This window comes from Ruegeria sp. N11, from assembly GCF_056531525.1.
Genome location: NZ_JBQFLX010000007.1, coordinates 87,950 through 107,321, shown reverse-complemented (window position 1 = coordinate 107,321; position 19,372 = coordinate 87,950). Strand labels below are relative to the sequence as shown.

Sequence of the window (19,372 nt, the reverse complement as noted above, 5' to 3'; positions counted from 1 at the left end):
CCAGTACTATAACCTGAGGATATTTCACCAGATTCAGACGCTTCTGTGAACCCCTGACAGGTAAATGGCCATTCTACCCGTTTAACGCCGCGACAGGTTCAGCGGCATGTGCCGGTTAACGTCCTTGTAAAGCAGATAGCGGAACCGCCCCGGGCCGCCTGCGTAACAGGCTTGCGGGCAGAAAGCGCGCAGCCACATGTAGTCTCCGGCCTCGACCTCGACCCAGTCTTGGTTGAGCCTGTAGACGGCCTTGCCCTCCAACACGTAAAGTCCGTGTTCCATCACGTGGGTTTCGGCAAAGGGGATCACGCCACCGGGTTCGAAGTTGACGATGTTGACATGCATGTCGTGGCGCAGATCCTGCGGGTCGGCAAAGCGGGTCGTCGACCAGCGCCCTTCGGTGCCGGGCATTTCGATGGGGGCCACGTCGCGTTCATTGGTGATGATTGGATCGGGCGCGGGCAGGCCGGGGACGGCCTCGTAAGCCTTGCGGACCCAGTGGAATCTTGTCACTTCATCTGCGCGGTTGTGCAGCGTCCAGTCCGAACCCGGCGGGATGTAGGCGTAGCCACCGGTTTCAAGGACATGAACATCGCCGCCAAGGGTCAGAGAGACTGTGCCCTCGACCACAAAGATCACTCCTTGGGCCTGCTCGTCGGTTTCGGGGCGATCAGATCCGCCGCCGGGCTGAACCTCCATAATGTACTGCGAAAAGGTCTCGGCAAATCCGCTGAGCGGGCGCGAGAGCACCCATAGACGCGTGCCCTCCCAGAATGGCAGGTAACTGGTGACGATGTCGCGCATGGTGCCCTTGGGGATCACCGCGTACGCGTCGGTGAACATGGCGCGGTCGGTCAGAATCTGATCCTGACCGGGATGCCCGCCGGATGGGGCGTAATAAGTCGGGTGTGCCATCGAATGCCTCTGGTTCGTATCGATCGCACTATGCTGGCAATAAACCGGCGGTCCTAGCGCCTGAGTTGCGATAGGTTTGTTCGGGATAATTTGAAGGTGCGCGCCGTGGGGGGCTTGGCCACGGACCAGCGCGGGTATAGTCTTGGGACTAAATCTATTTCAGAACGGTGAGGCGAATATGAAGCCCAGGAAATTGGCAACCTTCGCAGCGGTCATGAGTTTTGGTCTGGGCGTTGCCGCAGACGCCAAACCGCTGTCCCGCATCATATCGGAGATGGGGCTGACCCCTGCGGATTTTGAAGTGGTAAATGCAACGGCGGACCAGTTGCTGACCGGCAGCGCGCGGGCCGGAGATGAGCGCAGCTGGGTCAATGACGCCACGGGATCAAAGGGAACGATCCGGGTCCGGGATGTTCGCGGCAACTGCGTTCATCTGCAGCATTTCATTCAGCCCGAAGGCGCCGAGAGTTCGCGCGAGGTCAGAACGCGCAGATGCAAGGACGCCAGCGGCAACTGGATTCTGACGCCCTGACCATTTTGCGGTAGATCAGTAACCGCGCGCCCTGTCGACTTCGTGCAGCAGTGGCTGACCGCTGGTCAGGCGCCGGAAATTCTCGGCCACATCGGACAATGCGTTGCCCAGATGCCAGCCCGACACATGCGGGGTGATCGTCACTTGGGGATGCCGCCATAACGGGTTGTCCGAAGGCAGGGGTTCTTGCGAGGTGACGTCCAGAACTGCATGACCCGGTGTGCCGCGATCCAGCGCCGCCATCAGCGCGGTTTCGTCGATCAGATCACCGCGTCCGGCATTCAGCAACTGGCTTCCGGGCTTCATCGCACCCAGAAGCGTTTCATCGAACAATCCGATTGTCTGAGGTGTCGATGGCAGAATAGCACAGACATGATCGCACTGCCCCAGAAGGTCGGGCAGCATGTTTTCGCCATGCAGGCAGGTCACGCCCTCAATCTGCTTGGGCGAACGGCTCCATCCCATGACCTGGAACCCGACATCGCGCAGCATCCGGGCGGTTCGCGCACCGATATGGCCCAGCCCCAATACCCCGACCACCGTATCAGGGCTGAAGCCGGGCGCGCGCGGCGTCCATTCGGCTCGGCGCTGGGCGGCTTCATAGATTGCCATGTGCCGCTGCCGGCGCAACACATAGGCCAGAAACCACTCGGCTATGCCCTGCGCCGGTGCATCCGGTTTCAGGCGGGTGATGCGGACATGATCGGGCAGGCCAGGATTGCTGACGATTGTCTCGACCCCGGCTCCGAGTTTCTGCACGAGTTTCAAATTCGGATAGCGCGCCGGCTGATCCTGGCGCAGGCCGACAAGCGCGATCATCGTGATGTCTGCGGCATCGCCAATCGTATCCTGGGTGCGCACGTCCGCGTCCGGATGGTGTCGCCGGATTTCGCGCGCTATATCATCATCGCTGATCCAGTCGGACAATCCGGTTTCAACCAACAATGCCATTTCGCACCCCCATGTGTTTCGATTTGAACGAATGACGTTCCGTCACCCAACTGGACATCTTTCGGGCAGCTAAGTCATTCTCGGTCCAAAGGTAAAGCCCGGTCCGTCGTCGGATCGCGGAAACATGATCAACAAATGACCTGTGGGATCCGACACCGATGACTGCCATGCCCAGCCAAAAGGCTTTCTTTGACCTTGATCCGGATGGCGTGTTTGTCGGCAACGACCCGGCGCGCGGACCATGGTCCGCCGATCATTGTCATGCCGGCCCTGTTGCCGGCCTGATCGTCCGCGCGGCCGAGGCTGAAACAGGCCCCGAAAAGATGCTGACCCGGCTGACGGTGGATCTGATCCGGCCATTGCCGCTGGCGGGATTGCGGGTTGCCGCCGAGACCACCCGGCACACACGCACATTAGCGACAACACGGGTCACTGTGCATGATCTGGACAACACGCTGTGCGCGACGGCAACAACAATGCATCTTGTGCGCAAGGATCTGGGCAGGGTTCCCACGGCTGAGGTTCTCGCACCTGCATTTCATGATCTCGTGACCGGGGATTTTCCCTTGATGGAGTTGCGGCATGACCTGCACTGTTTTGCGCAGGCCGTGGACGTGGCCTATCCAAAAGGCGGCAATCAGGGCCTTGGTCCCAAGACGATCTGGTTGCGAACGCCGCATTTGCTTGGCACTGAACAGCCTTCGCCTGTTCAGTCGCTGTGTCCGCTGGCCGATTGCGGCAACGGTATCTCGTGCAACGTGCAACCGTCCGGCATGGGGTTTATGAACACGGACCTGACGCTGCACATCCACCGCGAACCTGTTTCGGACTGGTTGGCGGCCGAGTCGGTCTCGCACTGGCAGCCGAACGGAATCGGAATGTCGCAAGCGATCCTGTATGACACGCAGGGGCCAGTAGGTACGGCGTTGCAGACACTCGTTCTGCTTCCCCCGCGCTAGCGCAAGCGTCGGATGATGCGATCCACGTCGGAAGTGCATTGCCGCAATTGATTTCGGCCCCTATGTTCTGGCCATGCGCTGGCTGATCACACTGTTAACCTGTTGCCTGCCGGTTTCGGCAATTCCGCACCCGCATGTCTATATCGACACCGGGCTGGAGTTCATTGTCGATGAGACGGGCCAATTGACTCATGTCCGCGTGACCTGGGTTTATGACGAATTCTATTCCCTTCTGGTTCTGGAAGACCTGAAACTCGATCAGGATGCAGACGGCGTGTTGTCCGAGGCCGAGCAGAAGGTTCTGACCGGTTTCGACATGCAATGGGTCGAAGGCTACAACGGCGATCTTGTCGTCACCGCAGGTGGAACGCCGGTTTCATTGACGGGGCCGTCAGAGCCGTCCGCGACCACCGAAGACGGGCGTATCGTGACAACTCATCTGCGCGAGGTCGAATCTGGCGGCGTATCGGCGGCTGACCTGTCCGCCAAACCTTTCGATGAAACCTTCTACACGGCTTACGAGGTCACGCGCCCGGTGACGATTTCCGGGCCGGATGGCTGCCACATCGATCGCCGGGAACCCGATATCGACGGACAACTGGCGCAGATGCAGGCCTTTCTGCTGACATTGGATGCAGATGTCGACCTAGAAGAAAACGATATCCCCCTTGTCGGGGAAAGCTTTGCGACCGAGATCCGCGTTTCATGTCCAAATTCCTGATCATTCCGGTCGCGCTGGCCTGTGCCTTGCTGTTGTGGTTCTGGGGCAGCGGCGGATTCGATGATCTTGCTGCCTGGGCTGCCGGTGAACAACGGGATTTCCAGAACCAGATCGCGCGTTCCCTGCGCGCCGCGCGCGCGGAACAGCCGGAAGCTGTCGCGACCCTGCTGACGGTTTGTTTCGCCTATGGGTTTTTCCACGCGATCGGCCCGGGACACGGCAAGGTTCTGATCGGCGGCTACGGGCTGGGCCGTCAGGTCGCTTTCTGGCGATTGTCGGCAATCAGTGTTCTGTCCAGCCTGGGGCAGGCGGTAACGGCTATCGTTCTGGTGTATGCCGGGGTGCTGGTGTTTCAGATGTCGCGCGAGTCTCTGATCGGGACAACAGAACAGGTGATGGCTCCGATCAGTTATGGGGCCATTGCGGCGATCGGGATGTGGCTTGTCCTGCGTGCGGTTCGCAGTTTTGCCCGACAGCATCGAAACTCACAGTCTTCCGCGCACCATCATCATGACCACCATCATCACCACCACCACGATCACGGGGAGTGTTCCGAGTGCGGTCACCGCCATGGCCCAAGCCCCGAAGAAGTGGCGAATGTTGGCAGCCTGCGTGAGGCATTGGTGCTGATCGCGGGGATTGCTGCGCGTCCCTGCACCGGCGCGCTGTTCGTACTGATCCTGACTTGGCAGATGGGTATCGCAATGGTCGGCATCGCCGGGGCATTTGCCATGGCGCTGGGCACTGCGACGGTCACAACCCTTGTGGGCTGGACATCGTTCGGCTTGCGCGGGGGGCTTCTGGCCTCGGCCTCGGCAACGCGGTTCGTTTCCGTGCTGGCCCCGACCATCGAACTGGTGGCGGGTCTCATCATTGCAGTGATCGCAAGCGGGTTACTGATGCGCGCGCTCTAAATCAATCGAACACCGGTTCAGGGTATCCGACCCGCGCCAGATAAAGCCCTTGCGGCGGGCAGACCGGGCCACAGGCAGCACGGTCAGCGGCCTGCAGCGCATCGCGCACATCTTCTGGTGTCCACGATCCCGCGCCGACCCGTTCCAGCGTGCCGACAAAGCTGCGTACCTGATTGTGCAGGAACGACCGCGCGCGCACGTGGAAGTGCACTTCGGGCCCTGAAAAGCCCTGAACCCGTTCAACCCGCAACTCATCCAGAGTTTTGACCGGGCTGGCCGCCTGACAGATCGACGAGCGGAAGGTTGTGAAATCATGCCGTCCGATCAGCATGTCCGCACCGGCCTGCATCGCGTCGACATCCAGTTGGTGGTTGATTTGCCAGACCTGCCCGCTGTCATGGGTGGCGGGGGCGCGGCGCATCAGGATGCGGAACAGGTATTGCCGTTCGAGTGCTGAAAACCGGGCATGCCAGTCGTCATCCACCCGCGCAGCCTGCACGATGGCCACGGGCTGAGGCTTGAGGTGATAGTTTAGCGCCTCGGACAGGCGAAACGGATCCCAGTCTTTCACCAGATCGCAATGCGCCACTTGTCCCAACGCATGAACGCCCGAGTCTGTCCGCCCGGCGGCGGCAATTGTGTGCTCACCCGGCTGGATACGCGACAGTGCGGTCTCGATTGCGCCCTGCACGGACGGCAGGTCCTTTTGCCGCTGCCATCCGGCAAACGATTCCCCCTGATATTCGACTTTCAGCGCGTATCTTGGCATGTGGCGCTGGTATCGCGCCGCGCCGGTCCGGGCAAGAGCCGGATTGGGAAAAGCTCTGGCAACCTCGGGGCTTGCTACCTATCTTGAGCAAAACAACCATGCGGGGCGGCGGATTGGTCATCTCATCACTGGCAGACAGTCTTGTGCGCGGTGTCGAATCCGTGGGCGACCGCGTGTCTGAAACCCTGTTCGAGCCTGTCATACGTCTGGGCGTCACCGGGCTGGCGCGGTCCGGCAAAACGGTGTTCATCACCTCGCTTGTGGCCAATCTTCTGGATCGGGGCCGCATGACTGGGCTGGTCGCCCAGCAGGAGGGGCGGATCAACGCCGCCTATCTGCAACCACAGCCTGATGACACGGTTCCCCGGTTCGACTTTGAATCTCATCTGTCCGACCTGACCGGCCGCGCGCCGCACTGGCCCGAGAGCACGCGCGCGGTGTCCGAACTGCGCCTGTCATTCAAGGCGCGCCCCGCCGGTTTGCTGGCCGGGTTGCAGGGGCCACGTACCGTTCACCTGGATATCGTGGACTATCCGGGGGAATGGCTGCTGGATCTGGCCCTGTTGGAGAAATCCTATGCGGAGTGGTCGCAGGGCACGCTGACTCGCATCGAAGACCGGTCCGAAGCAACAGATTTCCTGTCACGGATTGGGGCAACCGATCCCAATGACAACCACGATGAACCGACGGCTCAGGCGCTGGCAGCGGCGTTCACGGATTATCTGAATAGGGCGCGGGACAGTGGTTACTACGACTGTACACCGGGGCGATTCCTGTTGCCGGGCGACCTGGCCGGATCACCGGTTCTGACCTTTGCGCCATTGCCGGTTGACGGCCCGTCGCGCAGGCGCTCGCTGCACCGCGAGATGGAACGGCGGTTCGAGGCGTACAAGTCGCAGGTGGTCAAACCGTTCTTCCGTGATCACTTCTCGCGCATCGACCGGCAGGTTGTGTTGGTCGATGCGCTGGGCGCAATTCACAAAGGCCCGAAGGCGGTCGAGGACATGCGCCGCGCGATGGCAGATATCCTGTCGGCTTTCCGTCCCGGCCGAAATGCGTGGCTCAGCCAGCTGCTGCTGGGCAAACGGGTCGAGCGTATTCTCTTTGCTGCCACCAAGGCCGATCATCTGCACCACTTGCAACACCCACGCCTGACCGCGATCATGGAGGCGCTGACGCGCGAAGCGCAGGACAGGGCCAAATTCGCCGGAGCCGAGACCGCCGCCCTGTCGCTGGCGTCGCTGCGTGCCACGACGGAAGAAATGCGCAATCACAACGGGTCGGAACTGCCCTGCGTGCGTGGCACTCTGTTGGATACCGGGAACCAGGCTGCCTTTTATGCCGGGGATCTGCCGTCGGATCCCGCTCATCTGCTGGGCCCGGCCCGCGACGGGGCTGAGAACTGGCTGAACGATGATTTCGGTTTCATGACATTTGCCCCGGCGCATCTGACCCTTCGCCCCGGGGACGGGCCGCCGCACATCCGGCTGGACCGGGCCGCCCAGTTTTTGATCGGAGACCGCCTGTGACCGTAAAACTCCGCCCCGCCCGCAGTACGGATGCCGGCACAACCGGTGAAATCCTGCATGGATTCGCGCGCGAAAACGACTGGATGCCCGAGCTGCATTCCTGCGCTGAAACCATCGCGTTTTGCGGCAGGATGATCGATCAGGGTTGGGTCACAGTTGCCGAGACGGACAAGGGCGTCGTGGGTTTTCTGGCGCGTCATGGTGACGAGGTTCACTCCCTCTATCTTGCTGCTGCGGCGCGGGGGCAGGGGATTGGGCGGAAATTGCTGGACCGGGCTAAAATCGAACGATCTCAGCTGTCGCTGTACGCATTTGAGGCAAACAGGCCCGCGCTCAGGTTTTATGAGCGTCACGGATTTGTCGAGGTCGCGCGCGGCGACGGATCGGACAACGACGAAAACCTGCCGGATATCAGGTTTGTCTGGAATGCGGAGGACGGCAACAATGGCTAAAGGCCCGGTTCTGATTGATCTGGAAGCGGATGAACCCGCTGCCGACGTAGCACAGGCGCCGCCCGTGCCCGATGTTGCGCAGCCGCAAGGTCAGGCAATGCAGGCCGCGGCCCGGCTTGCGGCCCGAAAGCCTTCTGCCCTGTCCCGGTGGTTCTGGGGGCTGGCGCTGGCCGTTGTGGGCGCGGCGGTTTCGATTGCAGCGTGGGATTTTGCAACGTCGCTGGTGGCGCGTTCGCCTATTCTGGGGTGGATCGTCACCGGGCTGATTGCGGCGCTGGTATTGGTGACGCTGATCATCGTGATCCGTGAACTGGCGGCTATTGGACGGTTGTCGCGCGTGGATGGAATGCGCCGCGCCGCCGATGCCGCGCTGGCCGAAGCTGATCTGGCGCAGGCGCGGTCGGTCACGAACAGGCTGGTCGCGTTCTACAAGGGCCGCGAAGACACGAGATGGGGCCGCGACAGGCTGGCCGAGCGCATGAGTGAGCAATTCGATGCCAGCGGTCTGCTGTCCCTTGCCGAGGACGAATTGCTTGCCCCGCTCGACGCTGCCGCCAGCCGTGAGGTCGAAGCCGCGGCCAGGCAGGTGGCCACCGTGACCGCGCTTGTACCGCTGGCGCTGGCGGATGTCGCAACGGCGATGCTGGCGTCCCTGCGGATGATCCGGCGCATTGCCGAAATCTACGGAGGCCGCGCCGGTTTTTTTGGCGGATGGCGTTTGACGCGGGCAGTCTTTGTGCATCTGGTCGCCACGGGTGCCGTCGCTGTGGGTGATGATCTGCTGGAGCCGGTTCTGGGCGGCTCAGTCCTCAGCAAACTGTCCCGCCGTTTTGGTGAGGGTCTGGTAAACGGCGCGCTGAGCGCCCGTGTTGGCGTGGCCGCGATGGAAGTCTGCCGTCCGTTGCCCTTTTCCAAACGGCACAAGCCGTCGACCCGCGGCATGATCCGGCGTGCACTGAGCGGCCTGTTCTCGAAAGATTGATCTGACGCAAGGCCATAGTGCTATCCTTCCGCCAAGCTAATGGCGACGGAGGGCCAGCCATGATCGACCACGGTCACAGCCAGAAAGAGATTTCCGCCCGGATCAATGCCCCGCCCGGTCGCGGCGTCCTGCGGGATCTTGTCTATGGCGGGCTGGACGGGTCGGTCACGACCTTTGCCATTGTGTCCGGTGTCGCCGGGGCGGGTCTGTCGCCCTTTGTCATCGTGGCGCTTGGCCTTGCGAACGTGCTGGCCGACGGGTTTTCGATGGCGGCGGGGAACTATTCGGGCACCAAGGCCGAACTGGACAATATCCGCCGCATTCGCGCGGTCGAGGAACGCCATATCGACCTTTACCCCGAAGGCGAGCGCGGCGAAGTGCGCGAGATTCTGGCTCAGAAAGGACTTTCGGGCCGCGTTCTGAACGAGGCGACGGATGCCATCACCGATAATCGGGAAAACTGGATCAACCTGATGATCGAAGGCGAATACGGTCTGGGCAGTGTCGAGCCTCATCCGCTCAAGGCTGCAATGGCGACGTTCCTCGCGTTTCTGGTGGCCGGGATGGTTCCGCTGGTTCCGTTCCTGGTGTCCGTCCAGAATGCCTTTGCGGTCTCGGTCTCACTGACACTTGCGGTTTTCTTCGCCATCGGTGCGATGAAAAGCCGGTGGTCGCTGGCCCCTTGGTGGCGGTCGGGCTTTGAAACCTTGTTGATTGGCGGAACGGCGGCGTTGATTGCCTACCTTGTCGGGTCCCTGTTTCACCTCTGACAGCCCGTTTGGCCGTTTTGAATTGGTGTTGAAAATGACACGCTCGCCGCTCTTCACCCCGGGCGGCAGAACCTCTGGACCATTGCGGGAAGGCGTCTTATAAGCCTGCCATGCATGACCGTCTGGCCATCATTATTCGAATTATATCCCCGGCGCTCTGACCCTCTGAGACGCCGGGCAAAGGTGTTTGAGACTTCGCACCGAACGCTTCGATCCTAGTAAGACCAGATCATCCAAGGGACGCCCCAAATGTGCGCCGATACGATCCAGACACCTGACTACAAAGACACGCTGAACCTGCCCAAAACCGAGTTCCCGATGCGCGCCGGCCTGCCCAAGCGCGAGCCTGCATGGCTGGAGCGGTGGGAAACCATCGGCGTCTATGACCGCTTGCGTGAAAAAGAGGGCCGCACGCCCTTTACGCTGCATGATGGCCCTCCTTACGCGAACGGTCACCTGCATATCGGTCACGCACTGAACAAAACCATCAAGGACATGATCGTGCGATCCCATCAGATGATGGGTTTCGACGCGCGTTACGTGCCCGGCTGGGACTGTCACGGCCTGCCCATCGAATGGAAGATCGAGGAACAGTACCGCAAGAAGGGCAAGAACAAGGACGAGGTGAACATCGTCGATTTCCGTCAGGAATGCCGCAAGTTCGCCGAAGGCTGGATCGACATCCAGCGCGAAGAGTTCAAGCGTCTGGGTATAACTGGCAACTGGCCCGATCCCTATATCACTATGGACTATCATGCCGAGGCCGTGATCGCCGACGAGTTCATGAAGTTCCTGATGAACGGCACGCTCTATCAGGGCTCCAAACCCGTGATGTGGTCGCCCATCGAGAAAACTGCGCTGGCCGAGGCTGAGGTCGAATATCACGACAAGGAAAGCTTCACCATCTGGGTGAAGTTTAAGGTCGTGAATGCGGGCGATCTGGATGACGCCTTTGTGGTGATCTGGACCACGACGCCTTGGACCATGCCGTCGAACAAAGCGGTCGTGTACGGCAAGGACATCTCTTATGGCCTTTATGAAGTCACCGGAGCGCCGGAGGAATGCTGGGCCAATGTGGGCGACAAATTCCTGCTGGCCGACAATCTGGCCGCCGATGTGCTTGGCCGCGCCCGCCTGAATGACGACCAATGGACCCGCGTCCGCGATGTGACTGCCGATGAACTGGAAGGTGTCCGGCTGACCCACCCGCTGGCCGGGGCCGAAGGTAGCAATGGCGAATGGGACGACATCCGCGACTTCCGCGCCGCTGAGTTCGTAACCGACACCGAAGGCACAGGTTTCGTTCACTGTGCACCGTCCCACGGGATGGAAGAATTCGAGCTGTACCGCGATCTGGGGATGCTGGAACAGGTCATCACCTACAACGTGATGGACGATGGCTCATTCCGCGCTGATCTGCCGTTCTTTGGAGGCAAATTCATCCTGTCCCGCAAGGGCGGTGAGGGTGATGCGAACAAAGCCGTGATCGACAAGCTGGTCGAGGTCGGCGGGTTGCTGGCGCGTGGCAAGATCAAGCACAGCTACCCGCATTCGTGGCGCTCAAAAGCTCCGATCATCTACCGTAACACGCCGCAGTGGTTCGCCTCGGTCGACCGCAAGCTGGATGATGGCATGGGCGAGATGGGAGACACCATCCGCGAGCGTGCCCTGCGGTCCATCGACGAACTGGTGAAGTGGACGCCGCAAACGGGCCGCAATCGCTTGTATTCCATGATAGAGGCGCGCCCGGACTGGGTTCTGTCCCGCCAGCGCGCCTGGGGCGTGCCGCTGACCTGCTTCACCAAAAAGGGTGCTCTGCCGACCGACGCAGATTATCTGCTGCGCAACGCAGACCTGAACGCGCGTATCAAAGCGGCGTTCGAGGCAGATGGCGCGGACGTCTGGTACACCGAGGGCTTCAAAGAGAAGATCCTGGACGGCATCGCCAGCCCCGATGATTACGATCAGGTGTTCGACGTGCTGGACGTGTGGTTCGACTCGGGCTCGACCCACGCTTTTGTTCTGCGCGACCGCGAGGACGGCACCGAAGACGGCATCGCCGATGTCTACATGGAAGGGACCGACCAGCATCGTGGCTGGTTCCATTCGTCCATGCTGCAGGCCTGCGGCACCAAGGGCCGTGCGCCTTATCGCAACGTTGTGACCCACGGCTTCACGCTGGATGCCAAGGGCAACAAGATGTCCAAATCGCTGGGCAACACCATCGTGCCGGAAGAGGTCATTAAGCAATATGGTGCCGATATCCTGCGCCTTTGGGTGGCTCAGACCGACTATACCGCCGACCAGCGGATCGGGCCGGAAATCCTCAAAGGCACCGCCGACAGCTATCGCCGCCTGCGCAACACCATGCGGTTCATGCTGGGTTCGCTGGCTGACTTTTCCGAGGCGGATCGCGTCGCGCCCGAGGATATGCCGCGACTGGAGCGTTGGGTTCTCAGCCGTCTGGCCGATCTGGATGAGCAGGTCCGCAAGGGCTACGCCGCGTTCGACTTCCAGGGCGTGTTCAGTGCCGTATTCACCTTTGCGACCGTCGATCTGTCATCGTTCTATTTCGATATTCGCAAGGATGCGCTGTATTGCGATGGCGACACGCTGCGCCGCCGGTCCGCGCGCACCGTGCTGGATACCCTGTTCCACCGCCTGACCACCTGGCTGGCGCCGGTCCTGGTCTTCACCATGGAGGAAGTCTGGCTGGAACGGTTCCCGGGCGACGACAGTTCAGTCCATCTGGTGGACTTCCCCGAGACGCCTGCCGACTGGCGCAACGCCGAGCTTGAGACAGCCATGGCCAAGATCCGCCGGGTGCGCCGTGCTGTGACCGCTGCGCTGGAAGTGCAGCGCCAGGACAAGGTCATCGGCTCCAGCCTGGAGGCGGCGCCGATCGTATATATCGAAGACTCCGAAACCCGCGATCTGCTGGCAACGTTTGATGTGGATGACATGTGCATCACCTCTGGCCTGTCGGTGACCGGCGATCCGGCCCCGGCCGAGGCGTTCCGCGTGCCTGAGATTGAAGGCGTCGGTGTGGTGTTCGAAAAAGCCGAAGGCGCGAAATGTCAGCGCTGCTGGAAAATCCTGCCGGATGTCGGCCGCCACGCGCATGACGACGTTTGCGGGCGCTGCGACGAAGCGCTGGGCTGATCCGTTACCGGCGGATATGGGGCAGGGCCTTTAGTGAGGCTCTGCCTTTCTCCGAAAGGTATATTGAACAAAAGACGGGCGAATTGTCCGGAATCGGGTTGCGGTGGCTGTGACCTGTCTGTCAGCATGACCGCATGGGAACGATTGCGGTAGACACACGGTTCGGGCGCCTCGGCATCGTCGAGGAAGACGAGGCAATCACGGGGCTGATTTGGGATGGGTCCGACGATGCCCCTGATACGCCGTTGCTCCGCGAGGCGGCGGCGCAGATGCGGGCCTACGACCAGAAGCGCCTGCAAAGGTTCGATCTGCCCTATCGTATAAAGGGATCAGAGTTTCAGCGTCGGGTCTGCGACGCAATGTTCGCGATCCCGCTGGGTGAGACCCGGACTTATGGCGAGTTGGCGGCGGAGCTGGGCTATTCGGCGCAGGCGGTGGGGCGCGGCTGTGGCGGCAATCCGATCCCGGTGATCATCCCATGCCACCGCGTTTTGGGGGCAAATGGAAGGATGGTCGGGTTTTCCGGGTGCGGGGGTGTCGAGACCAAGGTTGCCCTGTTGCGCCACGAAGGAGCTGCCAGCCTGCTTATCTGAACCGTGGAAACCTGTTGCAATCGCCCGGATTGCGGCCCAACTTATATTCGATACTGAATTTGAAGGACCGCATTGAATGACCACTGAAGCAGACCTTGCAGCCCGCAAGAAGGCAATTATCGACCGGTTGATGTCGCTTGAAGCGCAGGAGCTTGCCACGGCGCAGGCGCATTATGATGCGTTTCTGAAAGATTCGCAGCTGGATGACCGTGAAGGACATGACAAGGACGACATCGCTGCCTCGCGCGAGAATGCAGATCTGGCGGCAGCTTTCGACGCGCCGGTCCATGCCCATCATGCCAAGATCGACGTGATCGAAAACACTGATTTCAGCCTGACCGACACGGTGCAGCCCGGCGCGGTGATCAAATTCAACAACCGGCGGTTTGTTGTGTGTGTTTCAACGACGCGGTTTGACGTCGACGGCAACACCTATATGGGCATTTCCATGCAAAGCCCGATCTATCTGGCCATGGCCGGCCTGCAGGAGGGTGATGTGTTCACCCATAATGGGACGGAATTCGAAGTGCAGGAGGTCCTGTAAGTTCAGCTGTCGCGCGCGGGCACGATCTGCTGAGCGATGCCCGCGAAGGTCAGGTACAGGCTGGTGACGACCAGCCCCCAGTGGGCCCAGCTTTCGGGATGGAAATCGACCCAGGCCGCCCATCCTGCAAAGAACGTCCAGGCCAGGGCCATTGGCAAAGTCAGATTGCGCCAGCGTTCGGTCCGGACCGGGTGAACGAATTTTAGCGGCAGGAACATTGCCAATGATAGCAGCGTGACCAGCAGCAGGATCACCCAGAAATTCGGCTCGAGCGCGAAGATCACGATGACGAACATGTTCCAGCAACCGGGGAAACCCGAAAACGAGTTGTCCTTGGTCTTCATTCGCGTATCCGCGAAATACATGGCACTGGCAAAAGTGATAACGATGATGGCGAACCAACCGGTCCAGCCGTCCATCAGACCCGATTTGAACAGTGCAAAGGCGGGGATGAACACATAAGTCAGGTAGTCGATGATCAGGTCCAGCAGGACGCCATCGAACTCGGGCGCGTTTTTCTTGACATGGTAGTGGCGGGCCAGCGGGCCGTCGATACCGTCCACGATGAACGAGACCACAAGCCAGAGATACATCAGGCTCCATTTTTCTTCGACGGCGGCCAGCATGGCCAGCATTGCGAAAACGGCACCGGTGGCGGTGAACAGATGAACGCTAAGGGCTTTGAATCTCAATGTCATGGGGGTGTCATGGACGATGCGGCGACGAGATGCAAAGCAAAAAGTCTCCAATGACCAAACGCCGGCGAGCGGCTGTGGTGATCCTGTTCAGGCCTTGGGATGAGCCCGGTTGTAGACTTCCATCAGGCGCGCGCTGTCGACCGCCGTGTAGGTCTGCGTGGTCGAAAGCGACGCATGCCCCAGCAATTCCTGAATTGCGCGCAGATCACCACCCGCCGACAGAAGATGTGTAGCAAAGCTGTGCCTGAGCGCATGTGGGGTGGCTGTGGCAGGCAGGCCCAGCTGCATCCGTGCCTTCGCCATGACGCCCTGTATTGCACGGGGGTTCAGCGGCCCGCCCCGCACACCGCGAAACAACGCTTCCGAGGGCAACAAGGAATGAGGACAAAGCGACGTGTACCGTTCCACGGTCTGCCGGGCGACTGGCAGAACCGGCACGATCCTCTCCTTCCCGCCCTTGCCCAGAATCCGCAGTGTTGCTGGCAGCGGCACATCCCTACCCGTCAGGGACAGGGCTTCGGATATCCGCAATCCGCACCCGTAGAGCAGTGTCACCACCGCCATGTCCCGGGCCGCGACCCAATCCGAGCTGGATTGCAGTTCGACCGTATCAATCATCGCGCGCGCCGCATCTTCGGCAAGCGGGCGGGGCAGTTTTTGGGTGTATTTGGGCGCGCGCGTCGACAGAACGGCGGTGGGTTCGAAACCTTCGCGCTCGGCCAGCCAGCGATAAAAGCTTTTGACGGCCGACAATTTGCGTGCCAGCGACCGCGCCCCCACGCCGCTACCGCGCTGATCCGCCATCCAGGCCCGCATGTCCGAAACCGTGATCCGTTCAAGCGCGGCCAGCCCCTGCTGCCCGTTATGGTGCAGGGTCATGAAGGACAAAAAGTCGGTGACATCGCCGCGATAGGCGGATTGCGTGTTCTCCGATCGTCCGGCCAGCGCAGCAAGCCCGTCAAGCCATTGCTGCAGCGCATCGCGGCAGGCCGGAGAAATCAGGCTCACGACAGCCAGTGGCGCATGGAGCGTTCAAATACGCCTGCGAAAAAGGTCAGAAGGTCGGTGCCCAGTTGTGGAGTGAAATGTCGTGGATCCCGGGCGCCCATAACGATCATGCCCGGCAGGCGACCCGTGCCCAGGTTCAGCCGCAGGCAGGCTTCGGACCGCAAATGCCCCGCCTGCGCACCATAGATCCTGGGGCTGTGTTGCCGGGTTTCGCGCAAAATGACATCCCGCGTGGATCTGCTGCGATCACTGTTGAGGTACGCGTCGACAAAGCCAGGCTCCACCACAGCCAGAACGCCCCCCAGCTTTTCGATGGCGGGATCGTTTTGTTCGATTGTGGTTTCCAGAACCAGAGTGATCTGGTCCACGCGCAAAATATCGGCCACGTCACTGCCCAGGGCGCGCAGGAATTCTTCGAACTCGACGGGCTCCAGCAGGCGCAGAATGGCGCGGTGTACTTGATTTGTGCCCGCAAGGTTCTCGTAAGCCGCCGCGATGACCGAGCGGTGGGTGTCTTCCAGTCGGTCCAGCCGCGCTTCAAGCCGCTGCATGGCGATGCCGCGCAGGTCGATGACATTTTCGCCACGCGCCTGTTCGTTCGCGGCCACCAGGGCCTGCATCAGGTCCTTGTCATCCAGCACAGCGTCTGGTTCAGCCAGAATCGCGGCGCGAAGGCTATCCTCGAGTTTGGGGTTGCTGCTCATATCCCGTCCGGTCTTTTTTTGTTGTGCCGGACTATAACATGGCTTGCCGCGATTGCCTTGGAAAAAATGCAGCTTTGACGGGTTTTCTCAGGTCTGATGCGGCGGCTCCCGCCTGCCTGCGCCTGATCGGGGATCAGGCCTCGGCCGTTGGGCCGGGCGCGGCGCCAGACGGCGCCGCGCTGTTGTGCAATGGATCAGAGGATTTTCTGGCCGGTCTTGGCCCAGTCGGCCAGGAAGGTCTCGAGACCCTTGTCGGTCAGCGGGTGATCGGCCAGTTTCTTGATGACGGCGGGCGGTGCTGTGATCACGTCGGCACCGATGCGCGCGCTGTCGGTCACATGGTTCACGGTGCGGATCGAGGCGGCCAGAATTTCAGTTTCGAACCCGTAATTGTCATAAACCTGACGGATGTCGGCGATCAGATCCATGCCATCAAGGTTGATGTCGTCCAGACGTCCGATGAAGGGCGAGATGAAGGTCGCACCAGCTTTGGCTGCCAGAATGGCCTGGTTGGTGGAGAAGCAGAGAGTCACGTTGACCATCTGCCCTTCGTCGGTCAGCGTTTTGCATGTTTTCAGACCGGCCCATGTCAGCGGCACTTTGACGGCGATGTTGGGGGCGATCTTGGCCAGCTTGCGGCCTTCGGCGATCATGTCGTCGGCTTCGGTTGCGACCACTTCGGCAGACACAGGCCCGTCGACCAGATCGCAGATTTCCTTGGTCACTTCCAGAATGTCGCGGCCCGACTTTAGGATCAGCGACGGGTTGGTGGTTACGCCGTCCACCATGCCCAGATCGTTCAGTTCGGCGATGGCATCGATCTCGGCGGTGTCTACAAAGAATTTCATGAGGGCAGTCCTTTGATGGGTTGGCCTTGGTTGCGGATGGCTTTACCTCAAAGAGACCCATGCTGGAACCCCCTGCGAAGGATATGCCGTGAGCGCTAACAGACTTTTCGACGAGGGAGACCTGGTTGCGGTGCTGACGACGCAGCCGCTGGACCGGACGTTGGACTATAAGGCGCCCGAGGGAGGGTGCTTTCTGGGGGCGTTTGTCGAAGTACCATTGGGGCCGCGCAAAGTTCTTGGCGTGGTCTGGGGGCCGGGGCAGGGGGGCTTTGACCTTGCCAAGGCGCGGTCGGTCATACGTGTGCTCGAGGTTGCGCCGATGCGCGAGGAGATGCGCGTGTTTCTGGGGCGGGTGGCCGATTACACGCTGACGCCGATGCCCGCGATGCTGCGTCTGGCGACCCGCGCGCCGGGGCTGGGTGATCCGCCGTCTATGCGCAAGATTTATCGCCTTGGCGAAGGTCAACCTGACCGGATGACGGATGCACGCACCCGCGTGCTGGAAGTGTTGCGCGACTATGGCGGGCTGGCCTATACGCTGAAGGAACTGGCTGAACAGGCGGGGGTAACGTCCTCGGTCGTCAAGGGCTTGGTCAAGCAAGGCGCGGTTCGGGAAGAGGACAGCCCGCGAGATCTGCCCTATCCGCGTCTGGACCCGGATTTGCCCGGAAAGGAGCTGACAGAAGATCAGGCAGAGGCGGTCGCGCGGCTGCAAGCCGGGCAGCGGACGGGGAATTATGGCACGACGTTGCTGAAGGGCGTGACCGGGTCCGGCAAGACCGAAGTGTATCTGGAAGCGGTGGCCGAGACTTTGCGGCAAGGGCGGCAGGCGCTGGTCTTGCTGCCAGAGATTGCCCTGACCGCCGAGTTTCTGACCCGGGTCGAGGCAAGGTTCGGCGCGCGGCCGGCCGAATGGCACTCGGGTGCGACCATGACCGAACGCCGCCGGGTCTGGCGGATGGTCGGGCAGGGGGATGCGCAACTGGTGGTCGGCGCCCGGTCGGCGCTATTCCTGCCGTTCCGCAATCTGGGCCTGGTTGTTGTAGATGAGGAACATGATACCTCTTACAAGCAAGAGGACGGCGTGCACTACAGCGCCCGCGACATGGCGGTCCTGCGCGCGGCCATCTGTGGCGCGCGGGTGATTCTGGCCAGTGCCACGCCCTCATTGGAAAGCTGGGCCAACGCCGAGGCCGGGAAATACGAGCGTCTCGATCTGACGTCGCGGTTCGGGGCGGCGGTCCTGCCCGAGATGAAGCCCATCGACATGCGCGCCGAACAGATGCAGGCAGGGACGTGGATTTCCCCGTCCCTGCGGCAGGCCGTGCGGCAGCGGATCGAGAAGGGTGAACAATCGCTGCTGTTCATCAACCGCCGTGGCTACGCGCCGGTGACGCTCTGCCGCGCTTGCGGTGAACAGATTGCCTGTGATCACTGTGACGCGCGGATGGTCGAGCATCGCTTTTTGAAACGCCTGATGTGCCACCAATGCGGCGAAACCAAACCGATGCCCGAGACCTGTCCGTCCTGCAGGGTCGAAGGCAAGCTGGCCCCGGTCGGGCCGGGAATCGAGCGGCTGGCGGAAGAGGCCGAAGCGACCTTTCCCGAGGCGAAGATCGCGATGCTCAGTTCTGACCTGTTCGGCTCGGCGCGGGCGCTGAAGGCCAAGATTGAAGAGATTGCCGAAGGCGACGCGGATCTCATCATCGGGACACAGCTGGTGGCCAAAGGGCACAACTTTCCAAAGCTGACGCTGGTCGGAGTTATCGACGCGGATCTCAGCCTGCATGGCGCGGACCTGCGGGCTGCCGAGCGGACCTTCCAGTTGATGCGGCAGGTTGCGGGTCGAGCCGGTCGGGCCGACAAGCCCGGGCAGGCGCTGTTGCAGACCTTTCAACCGGAACATCCTGTCATCCGCGCCATTCTGTCCGGCGATGAAGAAGGTTTCTGGAAGGCCGAGGCCGCCGGGCGGCAGGCGGCAGGCGTGCCGCCTTATGGCCGCATGGCTGGAATTGTTCTGTCGGGCCCCGAGGTCGGCCCGGTTTTCGACATCGGCAATGCCATGGCCCGCAATGACGCGCCGCTGCGTGACGTGGGCGCGCAGGTGTTTGGTCCGGCCCCGGCGCCCATCGCCCGCATCCGAGGCCGCCACAGGGTGCGGCTGCTGGTCAAAGCGCCGAAGGGCGCGCCCATTCAGGACGCCATCGCGCGCTGGATCGAGCCTTTGCGCCTGAAAGGCGATATCCGACTTTCCGTGGATATCGACCCGCAAAGCTTCTACTGACGTCTGCATCTGCGCAGGCCTGCTGTGCGCATGCCGC

The 19,372-nt window shown here is 61.4% G+C and carries 19 protein-coding genes; 12 read left to right on the top strand and 7 right to left on the bottom strand.

Features of this window, described 5'->3' with window-relative positions; all coding sequences use genetic code 11:
• Positions 1–81 precede the first annotated feature (81 nt).
• Positions 82–915 (bottom strand): bifunctional allantoicase/(S)-ureidoglycine aminohydrolase, encoded by an 834-nt coding sequence (locus ACR0J8_RS09435; RefSeq protein ID WP_480524862.1) that lies wholly within the window; start codon positions 913–915, stop codon positions 82–84.
• A gap of 178 nt (positions 916–1,093) precedes the next feature.
• On the opposite strand from ACR0J8_RS09435, the gene ACR0J8_RS09430 reads away from it, so the two are divergent.
• The gene (locus ACR0J8_RS09430) at positions 1,094–1,447 is read left to right on the top strand and encodes a hypothetical protein (RefSeq protein WP_170807724.1); all 354 of its coding nucleotides are present in this window, start codon (positions 1,094–1,096) and stop codon (positions 1,445–1,447) included.
• Positions 1,448–1,462: 15 nt separating this feature from the next.
• Here the strand turns inward: ACR0J8_RS09430 and ACR0J8_RS09425 are convergent, their stop codons facing one another.
• Positions 1,463–2,398, bottom strand: a complete 936-nt coding sequence (locus ACR0J8_RS09425; RefSeq protein ID WP_480889839.1) for a 2-hydroxyacid dehydrogenase — start codon at positions 2,396–2,398, stop codon at positions 1,463–1,465.
• 167 nt (positions 2,399–2,565) lie between these two features.
• Here ACR0J8_RS09425 and ACR0J8_RS09420 point away from each other — a divergent pair, with 167 nt between their 5' ends.
• The 3 genes from ACR0J8_RS09420 (at position 2,566) to ACR0J8_RS09410 (ending at position 4,992) form a co-directional block, all read left to right on the top strand.
• Complete coding sequence (locus tag ACR0J8_RS09420; RefSeq protein WP_480889836.1) at positions 2,566–3,357, top strand: thioesterase family protein; 792 nt, start codon at positions 2,566–2,568, stop codon at positions 3,355–3,357.
• A gap of 73 nt (positions 3,358–3,430) precedes the next feature.
• On the top strand, positions 3,431–4,078 hold the full coding sequence (locus ACR0J8_RS09415; RefSeq protein WP_480524856.1) for a DUF1007 family protein: 648 nt from the start codon (positions 3,431–3,433) through the stop codon (positions 4,076–4,078).
• The gene (locus ACR0J8_RS09410; RefSeq protein ID WP_480889833.1) at positions 4,063–4,992 is read left to right on the top strand and encodes a nickel/cobalt transporter; all 930 of its coding nucleotides are present in this window, start codon (positions 4,063–4,065) and stop codon (positions 4,990–4,992) included. The genes ACR0J8_RS09415 and ACR0J8_RS09410 overlap by 16 nt, the downstream gene beginning before the upstream one ends.
• Position 4,993: 1 nt before the next feature.
• Here the strand turns inward: ACR0J8_RS09410 and truA are convergent, their stop codons facing one another.
• Positions 4,994–5,761, bottom strand: a complete 768-nt coding sequence (gene truA / locus ACR0J8_RS09405) for a tRNA pseudouridine(38-40) synthase TruA (protein WP_480524852.1) — start codon at positions 5,759–5,761, stop codon at positions 4,994–4,996.
• A gap of 113 nt (positions 5,762–5,874) precedes the next feature.
• On the opposite strand from truA, the gene ACR0J8_RS09400 reads away from it, so the two are divergent.
• The 7 genes from ACR0J8_RS09400 to ACR0J8_RS09370 all read left to right on the top strand — a co-directional run bounded on the left by ACR0J8_RS09400 (position 5,875) and on the right by ACR0J8_RS09370 (position 13,793).
• Complete coding sequence (locus ACR0J8_RS09400; protein WP_480525026.1) at positions 5,875–7,290, top strand: YcjX family GTP-binding protein; 1,416 nt, start codon at positions 5,875–5,877, stop codon at positions 7,288–7,290.
• A complete protein-coding gene (locus ACR0J8_RS09395; protein WP_170807730.1) occupies positions 7,287–7,742 on the top strand; it encodes a GNAT family N-acetyltransferase in 456 nt (151 codons plus the stop codon). The genes ACR0J8_RS09400 and ACR0J8_RS09395 overlap by 4 nt, the downstream gene beginning before the upstream one ends.
• The gene (locus ACR0J8_RS09390; protein WP_480889828.1) at positions 7,735–8,724 is read left to right on the top strand and encodes a YcjF family protein; all 990 of its coding nucleotides are present in this window, start codon (positions 7,735–7,737) and stop codon (positions 8,722–8,724) included. The genes ACR0J8_RS09395 and ACR0J8_RS09390 overlap by 8 nt, the downstream gene beginning before the upstream one ends.
• 59 nt (positions 8,725–8,783) lie before the next feature.
• The gene (locus ACR0J8_RS09385) at positions 8,784–9,494 is read left to right on the top strand and encodes a VIT1/CCC1 transporter family protein (protein ID WP_480524848.1); all 711 of its coding nucleotides are present in this window, start codon (positions 8,784–8,786) and stop codon (positions 9,492–9,494) included.
• A 249-nt stretch (positions 9,495–9,743) separates the two neighbouring features.
• Positions 9,744–12,656 (top strand): isoleucine--tRNA ligase, encoded by a 2,913-nt coding sequence (gene ileS, locus ACR0J8_RS09380; RefSeq protein WP_480524846.1) that lies wholly within the window; start codon positions 9,744–9,746, stop codon positions 12,654–12,656.
• 134 nt (positions 12,657–12,790) lie between these two features.
• Positions 12,791–13,249 (top strand): methylated-DNA--[protein]-cysteine S-methyltransferase, encoded by a 459-nt coding sequence (locus ACR0J8_RS09375; RefSeq protein ID WP_480524844.1) that lies wholly within the window; start codon positions 12,791–12,793, stop codon positions 13,247–13,249.
• A 76-nt stretch (positions 13,250–13,325) separates the two neighbouring features.
• A complete protein-coding gene (locus tag ACR0J8_RS09370) occupies positions 13,326–13,793 on the top strand; it encodes a hypothetical protein (RefSeq protein ID WP_170613349.1) in 468 nt (155 codons plus the stop codon).
• A 2-nt stretch (positions 13,794–13,795) separates the two neighbouring features.
• On the opposite strand, the gene ACR0J8_RS09365 is transcribed toward ACR0J8_RS09370, so the two are convergent.
• From ACR0J8_RS09365 to fsa, 4 genes are all read right to left on the bottom strand, one after another.
• Positions 13,796–14,491, bottom strand: coding sequence for a CDP-alcohol phosphatidyltransferase family protein (locus tag ACR0J8_RS09365; RefSeq protein WP_480524842.1), 696 nt, complete (start codon positions 14,489–14,491; stop codon positions 13,796–13,798).
• Positions 14,492–14,578: 87 nt separating this feature from the next.
• The gene (locus tag ACR0J8_RS09360) at positions 14,579–15,499 is read right to left on the bottom strand and encodes a tyrosine recombinase XerC (RefSeq protein WP_480524840.1); all 921 of its coding nucleotides are present in this window, start codon (positions 15,497–15,499) and stop codon (positions 14,579–14,581) included.
• Positions 15,496–16,203, bottom strand: coding sequence for a DUF484 family protein (locus ACR0J8_RS09355; RefSeq protein ID WP_480524838.1), 708 nt, complete (start codon positions 16,201–16,203; stop codon positions 15,496–15,498). Before ACR0J8_RS09355 ends, ACR0J8_RS09360 begins: the two co-directional genes overlap by 4 nt.
• A gap of 194 nt (positions 16,204–16,397) precedes the next feature.
• Entirely contained in the window at positions 16,398–17,051 is a 654-nt protein-coding gene (gene fsa / locus ACR0J8_RS09350) for a fructose-6-phosphate aldolase (protein ID WP_170613342.1), read from the bottom strand.
• An 88-nt stretch (positions 17,052–17,139) separates the two neighbouring features.
• Between fsa and ACR0J8_RS09345 the strand changes: the two genes are divergently transcribed.
• Positions 17,140–19,335, top strand: a complete 2,196-nt coding sequence (locus ACR0J8_RS09345) for a primosomal protein N' (RefSeq protein ID WP_480524836.1) — start codon at positions 17,140–17,142, stop codon at positions 19,333–19,335.
• The last annotated feature ends 37 nt before the right edge of the window (positions 19,336–19,372 follow it).